At 63.9% G+C, this 14,917-nt stretch carries 13 protein-coding genes; 9 read left to right on the forward strand and 4 right to left on the reverse strand.

Annotated elements, in window-relative coordinates; all coding sequences use genetic code 11:
• Positions 1-41 precede the first annotated feature (41 nt).
• A complete protein-coding gene (locus tag ACXAEK_RS13500; protein WP_475042634.1) occupies positions 42-2,315 on the reverse strand; it encodes an NADP-dependent malic enzyme in 2,274 nt (757 codons plus the stop codon).
• 163 nt (positions 2,316-2,478) lie between these two features.
• On the opposite strand from ACXAEK_RS13500, the gene ACXAEK_RS13505 reads away from it, so the two are divergent.
• The 6 genes from ACXAEK_RS13505 to ACXAEK_RS13530 all read left to right on the forward strand — a co-directional run bounded on the left by ACXAEK_RS13505 (position 2,479) and on the right by ACXAEK_RS13530 (position 8,803).
• On the forward strand, positions 2,479-3,564 hold the full coding sequence (locus ACXAEK_RS13505; protein WP_475042635.1) for a cupin domain-containing protein: 1,086 nt from the start codon (positions 2,479-2,481) through the stop codon (positions 3,562-3,564).
• 106 nt (positions 3,565-3,670) lie between these two features.
• On the forward strand, positions 3,671-4,063 hold the full coding sequence (locus ACXAEK_RS13510) for a cytidine deaminase (RefSeq protein WP_475042637.1): 393 nt from the start codon (positions 3,671-3,673) through the stop codon (positions 4,061-4,063).
• Entirely contained in the window at positions 4,063-5,364 is a 1,302-nt protein-coding gene (locus ACXAEK_RS13515; RefSeq protein WP_475042638.1) for a thymidine phosphorylase, read from the forward strand. Before ACXAEK_RS13510 ends, ACXAEK_RS13515 begins: the two co-directional genes overlap by 1 nt.
• On the forward strand, positions 5,364-6,575 hold the full coding sequence (locus tag ACXAEK_RS13520) for a phosphopentomutase (protein ID WP_475042640.1): 1,212 nt from the start codon (positions 5,364-5,366) through the stop codon (positions 6,573-6,575). The genes ACXAEK_RS13515 and ACXAEK_RS13520 overlap by 1 nt, the downstream gene beginning before the upstream one ends.
• Before the next feature lie 76 nt (positions 6,576-6,651).
• Positions 6,652-7,284 (forward strand): uracil phosphoribosyltransferase, encoded by a 633-nt coding sequence (gene upp / locus ACXAEK_RS13525; protein WP_475042642.1) that lies wholly within the window; start codon positions 6,652-6,654, stop codon positions 7,282-7,284.
• A gap of 172 nt (positions 7,285-7,456) precedes the next feature.
• On the forward strand, positions 7,457-8,803 hold the full coding sequence (locus ACXAEK_RS13530) for an SPOR domain-containing protein (RefSeq protein ID WP_475042644.1): 1,347 nt from the start codon (positions 7,457-7,459) through the stop codon (positions 8,801-8,803).
• A gap of 68 nt (positions 8,804-8,871) precedes the next feature.
• Here the strand turns inward: ACXAEK_RS13530 and ACXAEK_RS13535 are convergent, their stop codons facing one another.
• The 3 genes from ACXAEK_RS13535 to ACXAEK_RS13545 all read right to left on the reverse strand — a co-directional run bounded on the left by ACXAEK_RS13535 (position 8,872) and on the right by ACXAEK_RS13545 (position 12,176).
• Positions 8,872-9,315, reverse strand: a complete 444-nt coding sequence (locus tag ACXAEK_RS13535; RefSeq protein WP_475042646.1) for a PACE efflux transporter — start codon at positions 9,313-9,315, stop codon at positions 8,872-8,874.
• 116 nt (positions 9,316-9,431) lie between these two features.
• Positions 9,432-10,442 carry a hypothetical protein gene (locus ACXAEK_RS13540; RefSeq protein WP_475042648.1) on the reverse strand — a complete coding sequence of 337 codons (1,011 nt, stop codon included), beginning with the start codon at positions 10,440-10,442 and terminating at the stop codon, positions 9,432-9,434.
• A 105-nt stretch (positions 10,443-10,547) separates the two neighbouring features.
• Positions 10,548-12,176 carry an AMP-binding protein gene (locus ACXAEK_RS13545; RefSeq protein WP_475042649.1) on the reverse strand — a complete coding sequence of 543 codons (1,629 nt, stop codon included), beginning with the start codon at positions 12,174-12,176 and terminating at the stop codon, positions 10,548-10,550.
• 136 nt (positions 12,177-12,312) lie between these two features.
• On the opposite strand from ACXAEK_RS13545, the gene ACXAEK_RS13550 reads away from it, so the two are divergent.
• The 3 genes from ACXAEK_RS13550 (at position 12,313) to ACXAEK_RS13560 (ending at position 14,841) form a co-directional block, all read left to right on the forward strand.
• Positions 12,313-13,176, forward strand: coding sequence for a DMT family transporter (locus ACXAEK_RS13550; protein ID WP_475045271.1), 864 nt, complete (start codon positions 12,313-12,315; stop codon positions 13,174-13,176).
• 138 nt (positions 13,177-13,314) lie between these two features.
• Positions 13,315-13,980, forward strand: coding sequence for a sulfotransferase family 2 domain-containing protein (locus ACXAEK_RS13555; RefSeq protein WP_475042651.1), 666 nt, complete (start codon positions 13,315-13,317; stop codon positions 13,978-13,980).
• 183 nt (positions 13,981-14,163) lie between these two features.
• Entirely contained in the window at positions 14,164-14,841 is a 678-nt protein-coding gene (locus ACXAEK_RS13560; protein ID WP_475042653.1) for a Hint domain-containing protein, read from the forward strand.
• The last annotated feature ends 76 nt before the right edge of the window (positions 14,842-14,917 follow it).

Genomic DNA, 14,917 nt, shown 5'->3' on the forward strand with positions numbered 1-14,917 from the left:
CTCCCGGGATGGGCGGCCAGCGGTAATGCCCAGCCGCGGATTTAACCGTAGTGCGCCACCGGGGTTCCGGCAATGGCGGCCATGTTCAAAAGTCCGCGGGCGGTGATCGAGGGGGAGACGATATGGGCGCGGTTGCCCATGCCCATCAGGATCGGCCCCACTTCCAGCCCGCCAGCCCGCATCTTGAGGATGTTGCGCACGCCTGAGGCCGCATCGGCATGGGCAAAGATCAGCACGTTGGCCGCACCCTCCAGCCGCGAGTTGGGGAAGATCCGCCCGCGCAGTTCAGGGTCCAGCGCAGTGTCGATGTTCATCTCGCCCTCATAGGCAAAATCCCGGCGCTTGCCGTCGAGGATCTCCAGCGCATCCCGCAGGCGCGAGCCGGTGTCGCAGAAAATATTGCCGAATTGCGATTGTGAACACAGCGCAATCTTCGGCTCAATGCCAAAGCGGCGCACATGACGGGCGGCGCCCATCACGGTTTCGGCGATCTGTTCCGGGGTCGGCTCGATCCGCACATGGGTGTCGGCGATGAACAGCGGCCCGTCCTCCAGGATCATCATCGACAGTGCCCCGTGCGGCGAATAGCTGTTGCCGCCCAGAACCTGCTGCACATAGTTCATATGCCAGCGGTATTCGCCAAAGGTGCCGCAGATCAGGCTGTCCGCCTCGCCCCGGTGCACCATGATAGCGCCGATGGCGGTGGTGTTGGTGCGCATGATCGCCTTGGCCAGATCCGGCGTCACACCCTTGCGCTGCATCACCTTGTGATAGCTGTTCCAATAGTCGTAATAGCGCGGATCGTTTTCCGGGTTCACCAACTGGAAATCGCGGCCCGGGCGCACGTCCAGCCCCAGTTTCTCGCAGCGCCGTTCGATAACTTCGGGGCGGCCGATCAGGATCGGGGTTTCGGTGGTCTCCTCCAGGATCGCTTGCGCGGCGCGCAGCACGCGCTCGTCCTCGCCCTCGGCAAAGACAATCCGGCGGGCAGCAGCGCGTGCAGCCTCGAACACCGGCCGCATCAAGAGGGCCGATTTGAACACCGTCTGGTTCAGCTTCTGCTTATAGGCCTCGATATCCTCGATCGGGCGGGTTGCCACGCCGCTTTCCATCGCTGCCTTGGCCACGGCAGAGGACACCACGGCCACCAGCCGCGGATCAAAGGGTTTGGGGATCAGGTAATCAGCGCCGAAATTCAGCTGCTCGCCCTTATAGGCTGCGGCGGCCTCGGCGCTGGTGGTGGCCCGGGCCAGTTCCGCAATGCCGTCGACACAGGCGATCTGCATCTCGTCATTGATCTCGGTCGCGCCCACATCTAGCGCCCCGCGAAAGATGAAGGGAAAGCACAGCACGTTGTTGACCTGATTGGGGAAATCGCTGCGCCCTGTGGCAATGATCGCCTCCGGCGCCACCTTGCGGGCGGCTTCCGGCATGATCTCCGGCGTCGGGTTGGCCAGGGCAAAGATGATCGGCCGCTCCGCCATCTTCTCCACCATCTCCGGCTTCAGCACATTGGGGCCGGAGAGGCCGAGGAACAGGTCGGCGCCGTCCACCACCTCGTCCAATGTCCGCTTGTCCGAGGCCTGGGCAAAGGCCGCTTTCTGCGGGTTCATATCCTCGGCCCGGCCCTCATAGACCAGCCCGTGAATATCGCACAGCCAGATGTTCTCGCGCTTCACCCCCAGCTTCACCAGCATGTTGAGGCAGGCAATCCCCGCAGCGCCGCCGCCGGTGGAGACGATCTTGATCTCCTCAAACGACTTGCCCGCCACATGCAGCGCATTTTTGGCGGCCGCTCCCACCACAATCGCGGTGCCATGCTGGTCGTCGTGAAAGACCGGAATGCCCATGCGCTCGCGGCAGATTTTCTCGACGATAAAGCAGTCAGGCGCCTTGATGTCTTCGAGGTTGATCGCGCCAAACGTCGGCTCCAGCGAACAGACGATTTCCGCCAGTTTTTCCGGATCGCTTTCGTTGACTTCAATGTCAAAGCAGTCAATGCCCGCGAAGTTCTTGAACAGAACCGCCTTGCCTTCCATCACCGGCTTGGACGCCAGCGCACCGATGTTGCCCAGCCCCAGAACCGCCGAGCCGTTCGACACAACCGCAACCAGATTGCCGCGCGAGGTATAGCGGGCGGCATTGCCCGCGTCCGCCTTGATCTCGGTGCAGGCCTCCGCCACGCCGGGTGAGTAGGCGCGGGCCAGGTCGCGCCCGTTGGCCATCGGCTTGGTCGCGCGGATCTCCAGCTTACCGGGCTGCGGAAACTCGTGATAGTTGAGCGCGGCTTGGCGCAGGTTCTGTGAATTGGACATCTGGCGCTCCTCGGAAACCCTATTGTTTAGCGTTAAACCATTTTTTCTGCCGGAAACCTAGCCCAAACTGACGCAAATGAACGCAGCGGCAGGCCGGGCGGCGGGTTCTTGCATTCACCCTGCCGCAAGGTCACTCTCCTGCAAAATGAATTGGGAGTGAAAAATGAGCGACGCAATCGCCGAATTCCGCCTGCCGACACATGAGCTGCGCAATGATATTCCGTTTTTTACCAAAGTCTTGGGTATGAAGATGGATATGATTTATCCGGCGGATGATCCGCGCATTGCCGTCTTCTCCGGCCACGGGCTGCGGCTCAGGATTGAAAAGGGGGCCGCGGAAGACCCCGGCACTATCCGTATTCTGACAGAAGATCCTGATGGATTTGCCGAAGGGCAGCGCCGTCTGACAGCGCCCAACGGAACGAAGATCGAGATCGAAGAACGCCACCCGCCAATGGTGATGCCGGAAACCGTGCACAGCTTCGTGGTGCGCCGCCTGAAAGACCAGGCGCCCTGGATCATCGGCCGCGCGGGCATGCATTACCGCGACCTGGTGCCGGACCGGCTGGGCGGCTCGATCATCGCCAGCCACATCCGCATTCCCGACGGCGGACCGGTGCCGGATATGGTGCATTTCCACCGGGTCGGTTTCCAGCTGATCTTCTGCATCCACGGCTGGGTTGATGTGGTCTACGAGGACCAGGGCGAAAAGATGCGTCTGACCGCGGGCGATTGCTTCATCCAGCCCCCCGAAATCCGCCACCGCGTGCTGGAGGCGAGCGACAACGTGCAGGTGATCGAAATCGGCGTGCCTGCTGAGCATGTCACCGAGATCGACCACGAGATGACCCTGCCCACACCGCATTACCGGCCCGAACGCGAATGGCAGGGCCAGCGTTTTGTCTACAACAGGGCCGAAGGTGCGGAATGGCTTCCGTTCCGTCTGCCGGGCTATATCTGCCGCGACACCACCATTGCCGAAAACACCAAGGGCGTCGCGGGTGTGCAGGTGGTGCGCCGGGGTGAAGGAGACCCGCAATGGGCCGCCCATGACACCGACATCCACTTCACTTTTGTGATGAATGGCGCGGTCACGCTGGAGGGCGAGGGCCGTGAGCCCTACCGGCTGGAGCAAGGCGATGCCTTTGTCATCCCGCCCGGCATGAAGACCCGTCTCAGCGATCCGTCTGGCGAAGTGGAACTGCTGGAGGTGACCTTGCCAGGCGTGTTCAATACCACGCTGGCCTAAACTCAAACCTGACCAGCGAACAGCATCCGGGGGGCTTCCGCTCCCCGGGGCATTTCAGCTAGGCTGCGGCATTCTGACCAGATGATCAAAAAACGGGGAATCATCAATGAGCCTCAAAGCCGCCGCCGCTGCCGTCCGTGAAAACGCCCACGCACCCTATTCCAATTTCAAGGTCGGCGCTGCCATCCGCTCGGCCTCGGGCCAGATTTATGTAGGGTGCAACGTCGAAAACGTGGCCTACCCCGAAGGCACCTGCGCCGAGGCCGGCGCCATCGCCGCCATGGTGGCCGCGGGAGAGACGGAACTGGCCGAGGTCTATGTGATCGCCGACAGCCCGGCGCCGGTGCCGCCGTGCGGCGGCTGCCGCCAGAAGCTTAAGGAATTCGGCGCAGGCAGCGTTAAGGTCACCATGGGCACCACTGATGGCGCCGAGCAGGAAATCACCATCGGCGCGTTGCTGCCCGGCGCCTTTGATGCGGGCCATATGGAGCGGACCTGATGGACGCCCGCGCCATCAACGCACAGCTGCGGCGCGGTGATACACCCGGCGAGGACGCGCTGCGCTGGTTTGCCGAAGGACTGGCCAGCGGCGCGGTATCTGACGCCCAGGCCGGCGCCTTTGCCATGGCCGTTTGCCTGCAGGGTCTCAGCACCGAAGGCCGCCGCGCCCTGACGCTGGCGATGCGCGACACCGGCGATGTGCTGGCCTGGGACCTGGACGGCCCGGTGCTGGACAAGCACTCGACCGGCGGCGTGGGCGATTGCGTCTCGCTGCTGCTGGCGCCGGCGCTGGCGGCCTGTGGCGCCTATGTGCCGATGATTTCCGGCCGCGGGCTGGGCCACACCGGCGGCACGCTCGACAAGCTGGAGGCCATTCCCGGCCTCTCCACCCAAGTCAGCGAAGACCGCCTGCGGGGCATGATGCAGGACATCGGTTGCGCCATCGTTGGCGCCACGGCGCAGATCGCTCCGGCGGACAAGCGGCTTTATGCGATCCGCGATGTGACCGCGACGGTGGAAAGCCTGGACCTGATCACCGCCTCGATCCTCTCCAAGAAACTCGCCGCCTCCCCGGACGCGCTGGTGCTGGACGTCAAGATCGGCTCCGGCGCCTTCATGAAGACTGCGGATGATGCCCGTGCGCTGGCGCAATCGCTGTGCGACACTGCCAATGCGGCGGGCTGCAAGACCTCGGCGCTGATCACCGACATGAACCAGCCGCTGGCGCCCGCGCTTGGCAACGCGCTGGAAGTGGCAGAGGTGATGCGGGTGCTGACCGGCGGCGCACAAGGCCCGCTGGCTGAGATAACCGCCATTCTGGGCGGTGAACTGCTGGCCCTGTCAGGCCTCGCAGCCGAGGCAAGGGAAGGTGCAGCAAAGATTACAGCAACCCTCAGCGACGGCCGCGCGGCGGATCGCTTCGCCCGGATGATCGCTGCCATGGGCGGCCCTGCGGATTTTGCCGCCACCTGGCAGGATCACCTGCCCGGCGCGGAAGTGGTGCGCGAGGTGAAGTCCCCCGAAGCCGGGCATGTTGCTGCCATGAACGGCGAAGCGCTTGGCCTGGCCGTTGTCGCCCTTGGCGGCGGCCGGATGGTCGAGAGCGACCGTATCCACCCGGGCGTCGGCATTTCGGACATCGCCCGCCTGGGCGAAAGCGTCGGGGCAGGGGAGACGCTTGCCCGCATCCACGCCGCCAGCGATGAAGCTGCAGACATGGCAGAGGCCGCAGTCCTTGCAGCCATCGCCATAGGGGCGGCACCCGGCACTCTGCCATTGGTTCACGAAAGGATCTCCTGATGCCGCGAGCCTTTGTTGTGGTGATGGATTCCGCCGGAATAGGCGGCGCGCCGGATGCCGGCGCCTTTTTCAATGGCGATCTGCCTGACCTCGGTGCCAATACGCTGGCCCATATCGTGCAGGCCTGCGCAGCCGGAGAAGCAGAAGAGGGCCGCAGCGGCCCCCTGCAAGTGCCGAACATGGAACGCCTCGGCCTTGGCGCGGCCATGCGGCTGGCTTCATCTGTGCCCTTTCCGGGACTGGATGCCGAACCGCAGGGGCTATGGGGCTGCGCCCGCGAACTCAGCCGCGGCAAGGACACACCGTCAGGCCATTGGGAGCTGGCAGGCCTGCCGGTCCCCTGGGACTGGCACTACTTTCCCGATCAGGCGCCGTCGTTTCCTGAAGACCTTTCAGCCTTTGTAGCAGAGCAGGCTGGCACGGCTGGCATTCTCGGCAATTGCCATGCCTCCGGCACCAAAATCATCAATGACCTCGGCGCTGAACACATTCGGACCGGCAAACCAATCTGCTACACCTCTGCCGACAGCGTGTTCCAAATCGCCGCGCATGAGGAGGCCTTTGGTCTAGACCGTCTGCTGAGCCTCTGCGAGGCCGTTGCGCCGCGCCTGCACGCGATGAAAGTGGGCCGTGTCATCGCGCGCCCGTTCCTGGGCTCCGCGGAAGACGGCTTTACCCGCACCACCAACCGCCGCGACTATGCAATCACGCCGCCGGCGCCGGTGCTGACCAACTGGGTTCAGGACGCAGAAGGCAGTGTCCATGCCATCGGCAAGATCGGCGATATCTTCACCATGGCCGGCATCGACACCCTGAAAAAAGGCCCGGATACCAAGCTGATGGAGCATCTATTTGAAGCTGTGGAGACAGCAGAGGACGGCAGCCTGACCTTTGCCAACTTTGTCGAGTTCGACAGCCTGTACGGCCACACCCGCGACATTTCCGGCTATGCCCGCGCGCTGGAATGGTTCGACGCGGAACTGGGCCGCCTGCTGCCCAAGCTGCGCAAGGGCGACCTGCTGCTGCTCACTGCCGATCACGGCAACGACCCCAGCTGGCCGGGTTCCGACCACACCCGCGAACAGGTGCCGGTTTTGATCGCAGGGCTTGACGCCGGCACCATTGGGCAGGTCAAATTCGCCGATGTGGCAGCCTCAATCGCCGCCCACCTGAATGTTCTGGCCCAGGGTCCCGGCAAGAGTTTTCTTTGACCCTATGGTCAAAACCTGCTTGCCTGCCGCCGCCAAGCCCGTAAAAGCGCGCAAAACCAAATTTTAGGAGTGCCCCATGACCGACCACCTGACCGTTGTTGATCACCCGCTTGTGCAGCACAAGCTGACCTTGATGCGGGACAAGGGGACCTCGACCCAGGGCTTCCGCCGCCTGCTGCGCGAGATCACCCAGCTGCTGGCCTATGAAATCACCCGCGAAATGCCGCTGACCACCACCACCATCGACACCCCGATGGAGGAAATGGAAGCGCCGATCCTGGCGGGCAAGAAAATGGCGCTGGTGTCGATCCTGCGCGCGGGCAACGGCATGCTGGATGGGGTGCTGGAGCTGGTGCCCTCAGCCCGTGTCGGCTTTGTCGGCCTCTACCGCGACGAGGAAACCCTGAAGCCGGTGCAATATTACTTCAAGGCGCCGGAAGGGCTGAAGGACCGGCTGGTGATCGCCGTTGACCCGATGCTGGCCACCGGCAACAGCTCAGCTGCCGCCATCGACCTGCTTAAGGATGCCGGCGCGACTGACATCCAATTCCTCTGCCTGCTGGCCGCGCCGGAAGGCGTCGAACGCATGAAGGAAGCCCATCCCGACGTGCCGATCGTCACCGCCTCGCTGGACCGCCAGCTGAATGAGAAGGGCTATATCCTGCCGGGCCTCGGAGATGCCGGCGACCGGATGTTCGGCACCAAGTGATCCCTTACTGGCCAAGGCGTTCCCAAGCGCCTTGGCCTCTGCTCCGAGTATGAGCGCAATTTTATTTCAATTGACGCAAAAATTGCCCGGTTGCTGCCTTATTGTTGCCGCGGAATCTTTACTCACAGGCCGGATTCGGGCATCCTGCTGCCATATTTTGTGGGGCGCAGGAATGAAAATAACTAGAATTATTGCACTGGCCATCATCGCGGGGACAACCGGCGCAGCAGGTATACAGGCACAAACCCTGCGTGAAACCAGTCCACCCGCCGAATTCCCGCCCTTGTCTTACAAAGGCAAGCAGTATGTGGATAGCCGCGGCTGTGTCTATATCCGCGCAGGTATCGACGGCAATGTCAGCTGGATTCCGCGGGTGACCCGCTCACGCAAGCAGATCTGCGGGTTTGCACCGACAAAACTGGCTGGCACCACGGCTCAGCAGCAAGTTGCGCCGCCGCCGGAGCTGATCACTCTGGAGCCCAGCCAGCAGCCTGCGCAAACCGCTTCGGCGCCACCAGCCAAGCGCACAGCCCCAGCAGCCAAGCCTTCTGCAGCTGCACCGGCAGCTGTCACCACAGCCAAGCCGCGCCGCACGCCGCAATCCACCAGCGCCCGCCCGGCGGCGGTGGCGGCAGCTCCAGCGGCCAAGCCAGCCCCTCAAAAAGTGGTCCGGGTGACGCCTAAACCGGCTCCGGCACCAGCAGCACCGGCGGCAGCGCAGCCCGCTGCTGACGGTGCATGTCAGGGGCTGTCGGATATCAGCCGCCAGTACACAAACTCCACCGGCGTGCGTTGCGGTCCGCAGCGCAAAGCCCCGGTAACCTATGGCGGCCAGGTCAGCGGTCCGCGGTCTTCGGTGCAGCTGACGCCAAACACCCGCGTGGTGCAGACGCATATCTACCAGGACCGCCGGCTCAGCAACAGTTTTACGGTGCCGGAAGGCTACCGCCCGGTCTGGACCGATGGCCGGCTCAACCCGCAGCGGGCAGTGCGCACCGTACGCCCCGCTGTGGTCACTGCCTTTGCCCAGGCCCCGCAAGGGTATGAAACAGTGGAGCGCGCTGACGGCCGGATGAACCCGATGCGCGGCGTGCGCACCGCAGAGGGCGATGCGCAGATGGCGCAGATCTGGACCAATGGGGTGCCGCGCAAGCTGGTGCAGCTGCCGCTGGACCGCCCCGAGGTGACGCTGCCGCGCGATGTGCGCCGCAGCCCGGCAGAGGCGCAGCCTTCCGGCCTGCGCCTGTCCACCCGGTCCGAACCCGGTGCCGCCGCGCCTAAAGAGCGGGCCGCAGTGCGCTATGTCCGTGCCGCGACCTTTGCCGATCCTGCCCAGGCCAAGACGGCCGCCCGGCAGCTGGCCGCCACTGGTCTGCCCGTCCGTCTCGGCACTGTCAGCCGCAAGGGCCAGGCCTACAAGGTGGTGCTGGCCGGCCCCTTCCGCCAGGCTGCAGATGCCTCTGCTGCGCTGGCCAAGACGCAGGCCGCGGGGTTTGCGGGGGCCAGGCTGAGCAAGTAAGGGTCAAAAGAGACACGCAAAAAGCCAGGGCTTGCCCTGGCTTTTTGCGTTACAGGGGCAGCGGCAGCTCAGAGGGCGCCAGCCGGGGTGTCAGGTTTGGGCCTAGGCAGTGGAAAGACGATGTCATAAGCCCAGTTGAAGCAAAACGCATAAACGAGGTAGAAGCCGGCAAAGCCAAGGTCCATGACCAGCGCCTCCAGCAGCGTGATGCCCAGGAACCACGCCAGAAAGGGCATCAGCGCCAGCAACAGACCCAGTTCAAACAGGACAGCATGCACCACCCGCAGCAATACGGTCTTTTGCGTGGTTCCGGCCAGCCGCTGCATGGCGCGGTCAAACAACAGATTGTAGCCATAGTTCCATAGTGTCGCCAGCGTGGCGCAGACCAGCGCGGCAATGCCGAAATGCTGCATTGGAATGTGAAACAGCCAGGCCCCGGCGGGTGTCACCAGCAAGAGGCCAAGGATTTCAAATGATATGGCGTGACGGATCCGGTCTTTGGCAGTGCGCATGGCCTATCCCCGTGAATATTCCCGGGCCGTCCCGGAGCGCTGTCCCGGAATGGGGGAGGCCGTCCTCGCTTGGAAGCCAAATTACCGCAAGGCCGGGCATTTTCAAGGGGGCAGAGTCAGCCGCAGATGTTTTGCAGCTGCACCCAGTCGCGGTCGTTCAGCACCGGCTCCAGCTCGCGGCCCGCCATCGGATCGGCCTCGATCAGCCCCAGAACCGTCTCGCCGGTGATGTCCAGCGCATAGGCATAAGGGGAAGACGGCAGCGCCGCACGGGCAAATTCCGCCAGCAGCGCCTCGTCGGCCAGCTGCGGCCGCGGACTGGACAGGGTCGCCTCGGAATAGGCGTCCAGCGCAGCGCGGTCCAGATCGCCGGTGGTCAGCAGCTTGAAGGTGGCCAGGAAGCCGCCTGCCTCCAGCAGCTCCTGCATCGGGTCGCTGGCTTCAGCCCGGGCACGTTCCGCGAGCACCGCCCCCGCAGCGACCGCCGGGTCCTCAAAATCCTCGACGAAGGAGCGGTTCAGCAAAACGATGCCGCCAGGCAGATGCAGGCTGCCGGGAATGCCGGACCGCAGAATGGCCAGCTGCCGCACACCGGTGCGCTGTGCCAGCTTGGTCAGGATCGGCGCCGCTTCGGGCGTAGCGCAGGCCGGGCCTGAAACCCGCTCGATCCGTCCCAGCAGGGCCTGGCCGATGGCCTTGCGCTTGATATCCGGCACCACGCTGACGGTATGGCGGGTCACGGCGCCGGGCAGCCACAGCACCAGCAGCGCCAGCACCAGCGCCAATGTGCCAAGAATGCCGATCGCCCGCAGCCGCCCGGGCCGCGCGCGGGAGCGGCCAATGGCCGTTTGCACCCGGGCGATGGCCTCCAGCATGGCGGTCTCGTCTCGGGCCAGCTCCAGCGTCTCTCCGGGGTCTCCATCGGGGTGGAACAGGGCCGGGAATTCCCCGGGGTTGGCGCGCTCCACCGCCGCCAGCGACCAATGCGCCAGGGGCAGATCGTTCATGCTGGAAATGGTCAGCGTCGCATCGCCCAGCGAGATGATCACATCCCGCCGCTGCGCCTCAGGATCTGCGCGCCACAGGCCCGCAGCCTCCAGCCGCTCAAATTCCTTCAATGCCGTCATGCAGCCTGCCCGGTCCCCATCCGTATCGTTAGCGCCAGAATAAGCACATAAAACAAGGGCGGCAATTTGCTTTGCCGCCCCTGAACGCAGTTTTGCCAAGGAAAGTTACAGGTTCTTGGCGATTTTCCTCAGCTCGAACTTCTGGATCTTGCCGGTGGAGGTCTTGGGCAACTCCTGGAACACGACTTTCTTGGGCGCCTTGAAGCCCGCCAGAGTCTCGCGGGTGAAGGCGATCAGCGCCGCAGCGTCTTCCTTCGCCCCGGCTTTCAGCTCGACAAAGGCGCAGGGCACCTCGCCCCATTTCTCATCCGGCATCGCCGCAACCGCGGCCAGCAGCACATCCGGATGCGCCATCAGCACGCCCTCCACCTCGACAGAGGAGATGTTCTCGCCGCCGGAGATGATGATGTCCTTGGCCCGGTCGGCGATCTGGATATAGCCGTCGGGGTGCTGCACTGCCAGGTCGCCCGAGTTGAAATAGCCGCCCTTGAACGCCTCGGCGGTGGCCTCTGGGTTCTTGAGATACCCTTTCATCACCACATTGCCGCGCAGGGCAATCTCGCCCTGGGCTTGGCCGTCCATCGGCAGCACATTGTGTTCGCTGTCGCGCACCACCACCGGCTCCAGCATCGGCATGGCGACACCCTGGCGGGATTTCTTGGCGGCAATGCCGGCCTTGTCCAGCGCGTCCCAGTCCTCTGCTTTCCAGTAGCATTCGGTGACATGGCCGAAGGTCTCGGTCAGCCCGTAGACATGGGTGATGTTGAAGCCAAGGTTCTCGATCTTCGACAGCGTTGCAGGGGCGGGCGGAGCGCCGGCGGTGAAGACCTCGACCGTGTGGTCAAAGGTGCGGCGTTCCTCGTCCAATGCGTTGACGATCATGTTCAGCACGATCGGCGCCCCGCCGAAATGGGTGACGCCCTCGTAATGGATGGCGTTGTAGATGTTCTGCGCGGTGATATCGCGGCAGCAAACCAGGGTGCCGCCGACCAGCGGCATCATCCAGGTGTGGTTCCAGCCGTTGCAGTGGAACAGCGGCACGATGGTCAGGTAGACCGGATGCAGCACCATCCGCCAGGACACCACCGTGCCCATGGTCATCAGATAGGCGCCGCGGTGGTGATAGACCACGCCCTTGGGCCGCCCGGTGGTGCCGGAGGTGTAGTTCAGCGCCAGGCTTTCCCACTCATCCTCGGGCATGACCCACTGGAACTCCGGATCGCCGCTGGCCAGCAGCGCCTCGTATTCCATGTGGCGGCCGGTGGCGTGCCAGGTCGCCTGATCATCAGCCACTTCAATCAGGATGGGGGCGGGACCGTCCATTTCCTCGACGGCGGCCTCTGCCAGCTCAATGAACTGCGGATCGACCAGCACCGCCTTTGCCTCGCCGTGTCCGAAGATGTAGGCAACCGTGCCCACGTCCAGGCGCGTGTTGATGGTGTTCAGCACCGCGCCGCACGCGGGCACGCCGAAATGCGCCTCAGCCTGGGCCGGGATGTTCGGCAGCAGGGTCGCCACCACATCGCCGGGCTTCACCCCCAGAGCCGCGAGGCCAGAGGCCAGGCGGGTGCAGCGGTCATGATATTCCGTATAGGTTTTGCGGTGCTTGCCATAGCTGACCGCCAGACGGTCCGGAAACACCTGCGCCGCCCGCTGCAGATGGCTGAGCGGCGTCAGCGGCACATAATTCGCGGCGGTCTTCTCCAGACCGGTTTCATCCGCCATCCACCCCATCAGTTTCCTCCCCTGAATCACTTTGGTGTCGCTTAGAGGACAGATATTGCGGAAAGTTGCGGGCAATGGGAAGAGTATGAAACAAACAGCAACTCTTTCCGCTCAGAGCAGCAGTCAGGCCGCAGCGGCGCAATGTATGGTTGCGGCCATGACCATCATCGGCATGACCGACAATGCGGTGCCCGCCATGGCAGAGCATATCGGGCTGGGCCAATTCTATATCCTGCGCACTATCGTCGCACTGCCGCTGTTGTGGCTGATGGCGCGGGCGGGACTGGGCGGCATGATGCCGGTGCGGATCTGGCCGGTCACCCTGCGGGCGCTGCTGCTGGCGGTCTCAATGGTGTTCTACTTCTCTGCCGTGGCGCTGATGCCGATTGCCCAGGCGCTGGCAGGGCTGTTCACCTCGCCGATCCTGATTGTGGTGATCTCGGTACTGTTCCTGCGGATGCAGATCGGGTTGTTCCGCATTGCGGCAGTTGCGGCCGGCTTCCTGGGGGTGCTCTTGGTGCTGCAGCCGGATCCCGCGGATTTTGACTGGCTGATCCTGCTGCCGGTGGCGGGCGGGCTGTTCTATGCCCTGGGCTCCATCGCCACCGGGCGCCTTTGCCAGGGCGAAAGCACGGTGGCAATGCTGTTTGCCTATTTGCTGGTGCAGGCGCTGCTGGGCGGGCTGGCGCTTGCGGGGCTTGAGCTTTGGCCGCAGCCGGTGCCGGAAGGCGCCGAGGGGTTCCTGACCCGCGGCTGGGTCTGGACGCTGATGGAGATTTGGCCGCTGGTTCTGCTGCAGGGGTTTGCAGCCGTTGGCGGCGTGTTCCTGATCACCAAGGCCTATCAGCTGGGCGAGGCGTCTTTTGTGTCGGTCTTCGAGTATTCGGTGATGATTGTCGGCCCGGCCTTTGCCTGGGTTGTGTTCGGCCAGGCGCTGGACGGCTGGCAGATGCTGGGCATTGCGCTGATCATGGGCGCAGGTTCCACCATCGCGTTGCGCTCAAGGTAGCTGGGACAGGGGCGCTGCCCCTCTTGGCCCCAGGGGCCAATTCACCCCGGAGTATTTGAAACCAGAAAGAAGCAGAAGGAAGGGGCAGGGGCCATGGCCGCTGTTTCCTTCGGCGGGCAGATTGCCTAGGGTCGGAGCATGATCCTGTCGCTTGGCCGCCAATACGTCTTTATCCATATTCCCAAGACCGGCGGCACGGCGCTGGCGCTGGCGCTGGAAGCACGCGCCATGGCAGATGACATGATGCTGGGCGACACGCCCAAGGCCCTGAAGCGCCGCCGCCGCCTGAAGGGCGCACAGGCGCGCGGGCGGCTATGGAAGCATTCCACCCTGGCCGATATCGAAGGGCTGGTGCCGCAGGACACATTGCGCGGCCTCTTTGCCTTTACCCTGGTGCGCAACCCCTGGGACCGGGCGGTCAGCTATTACCACTGGCTGCGCGAACAAAGCTTCGATCATCCGGCCATCGGCCTGGCCCAAGGCCTGGACTTCCGCGCCTTTGTTAAGCACCCGCAGATCATCGGGGCCTTCCGCGGCAGCCCTGCCGCCTCATACATGCGCCGTGCGGACGGGGCGGAGCAATGCCGGCTGTATATCCGCCTGGAGCGTTTTCAGGAGGATGCCCAGCCCCTGTTTGCCCACCTCGGGTTTTCCCTGGAGTTGCCCCGGATCAACGAAAGCGGACGGCAGCGGGACTGGCGGTCCTATTATGATGATGCCGCGGCCGAGGCGATTGGCAGGGCCTGCGCGGATGACATTGCGCAATTTGAATACTCTTTTAACGATTCGCGCGTATCCCAATGACATGACACAGCGCCAAGCCTGGCGGTATGGGGCCAAACAGGTTCCAAACCTGCGGATTGGTGCAAGAGCATGAACAGTGACTGTTTCTTGCCGTATTTGCGCGCTCTGAATGCCGCGGTTTGCAGCAAGGATCGGAACCCGGCCGGAGGGCAGAATGTCCCAGGCCGCAGGAAAGGAACGCGGATGCTGGATTGGCTCCTGAAACGCGCGCCGGTCTCTTCGGGACGGGTGATGAGCAGCGGTTTTCCCCTGATCCCCGTGGGCCAGGGCGGATTTCTTGCAGGCACCCATGTAGCCTCCAACCTGGGCTGGCGCGAGGTGGAGGCGCTGGCGGTAGGCGACAAGGTGCTGACCTTCGACAATGGCATGCAGCCGGTTCTGGAGCTGCAGCGCGAGACGATCCTGCCGGGCGAGGGTGAGCTGGATCCGGCCCGCTGCCCGCTGCTGGTGCCGCGCGATGCGCTAATGAACCGGGTGCCGCTTTGGCTGATGCCGGATCAAGGCGTGCTCTTGGAAAGCGAGCTGGTGGAGGACGCCCAGGGCGACCCCTTTGCCGTGGTGCCGGCCTGCACACTGGAAGGCTACCGCGGCATCCGCCGGATGCATCCGGGCGCGCAGCTGGATCTGGTGACGCCGCGCTTTGCCCAGGATCAGGTGATCTATCTTGAGGCCGGGATGCTGGGCTTTTCTGCCGCCCCGCGCAACCTGATGTGCGGCCGCGTCTTCAACGAAGAGAGCGCCTATAGGGTGCTGCCGCCGGAAGAGGCGCGCGGGCTGGTTTTGTCGATGATGGCCGAGGAAGAGTATTGGCCCGCAGACGGCGCGGTGCTGGGGGCGGAGCGCCCTTCTGTCAGGATGTAACATGAGAAACATCCGGTAACATTTTGCAGAAAAATAGGAAAACGGCCAGCAAATCGCTGGCCGTTTCCATTCAAGC

It is taken from the genome of Leisingera sp. ABM4_101, assembly GCF_056158725.1.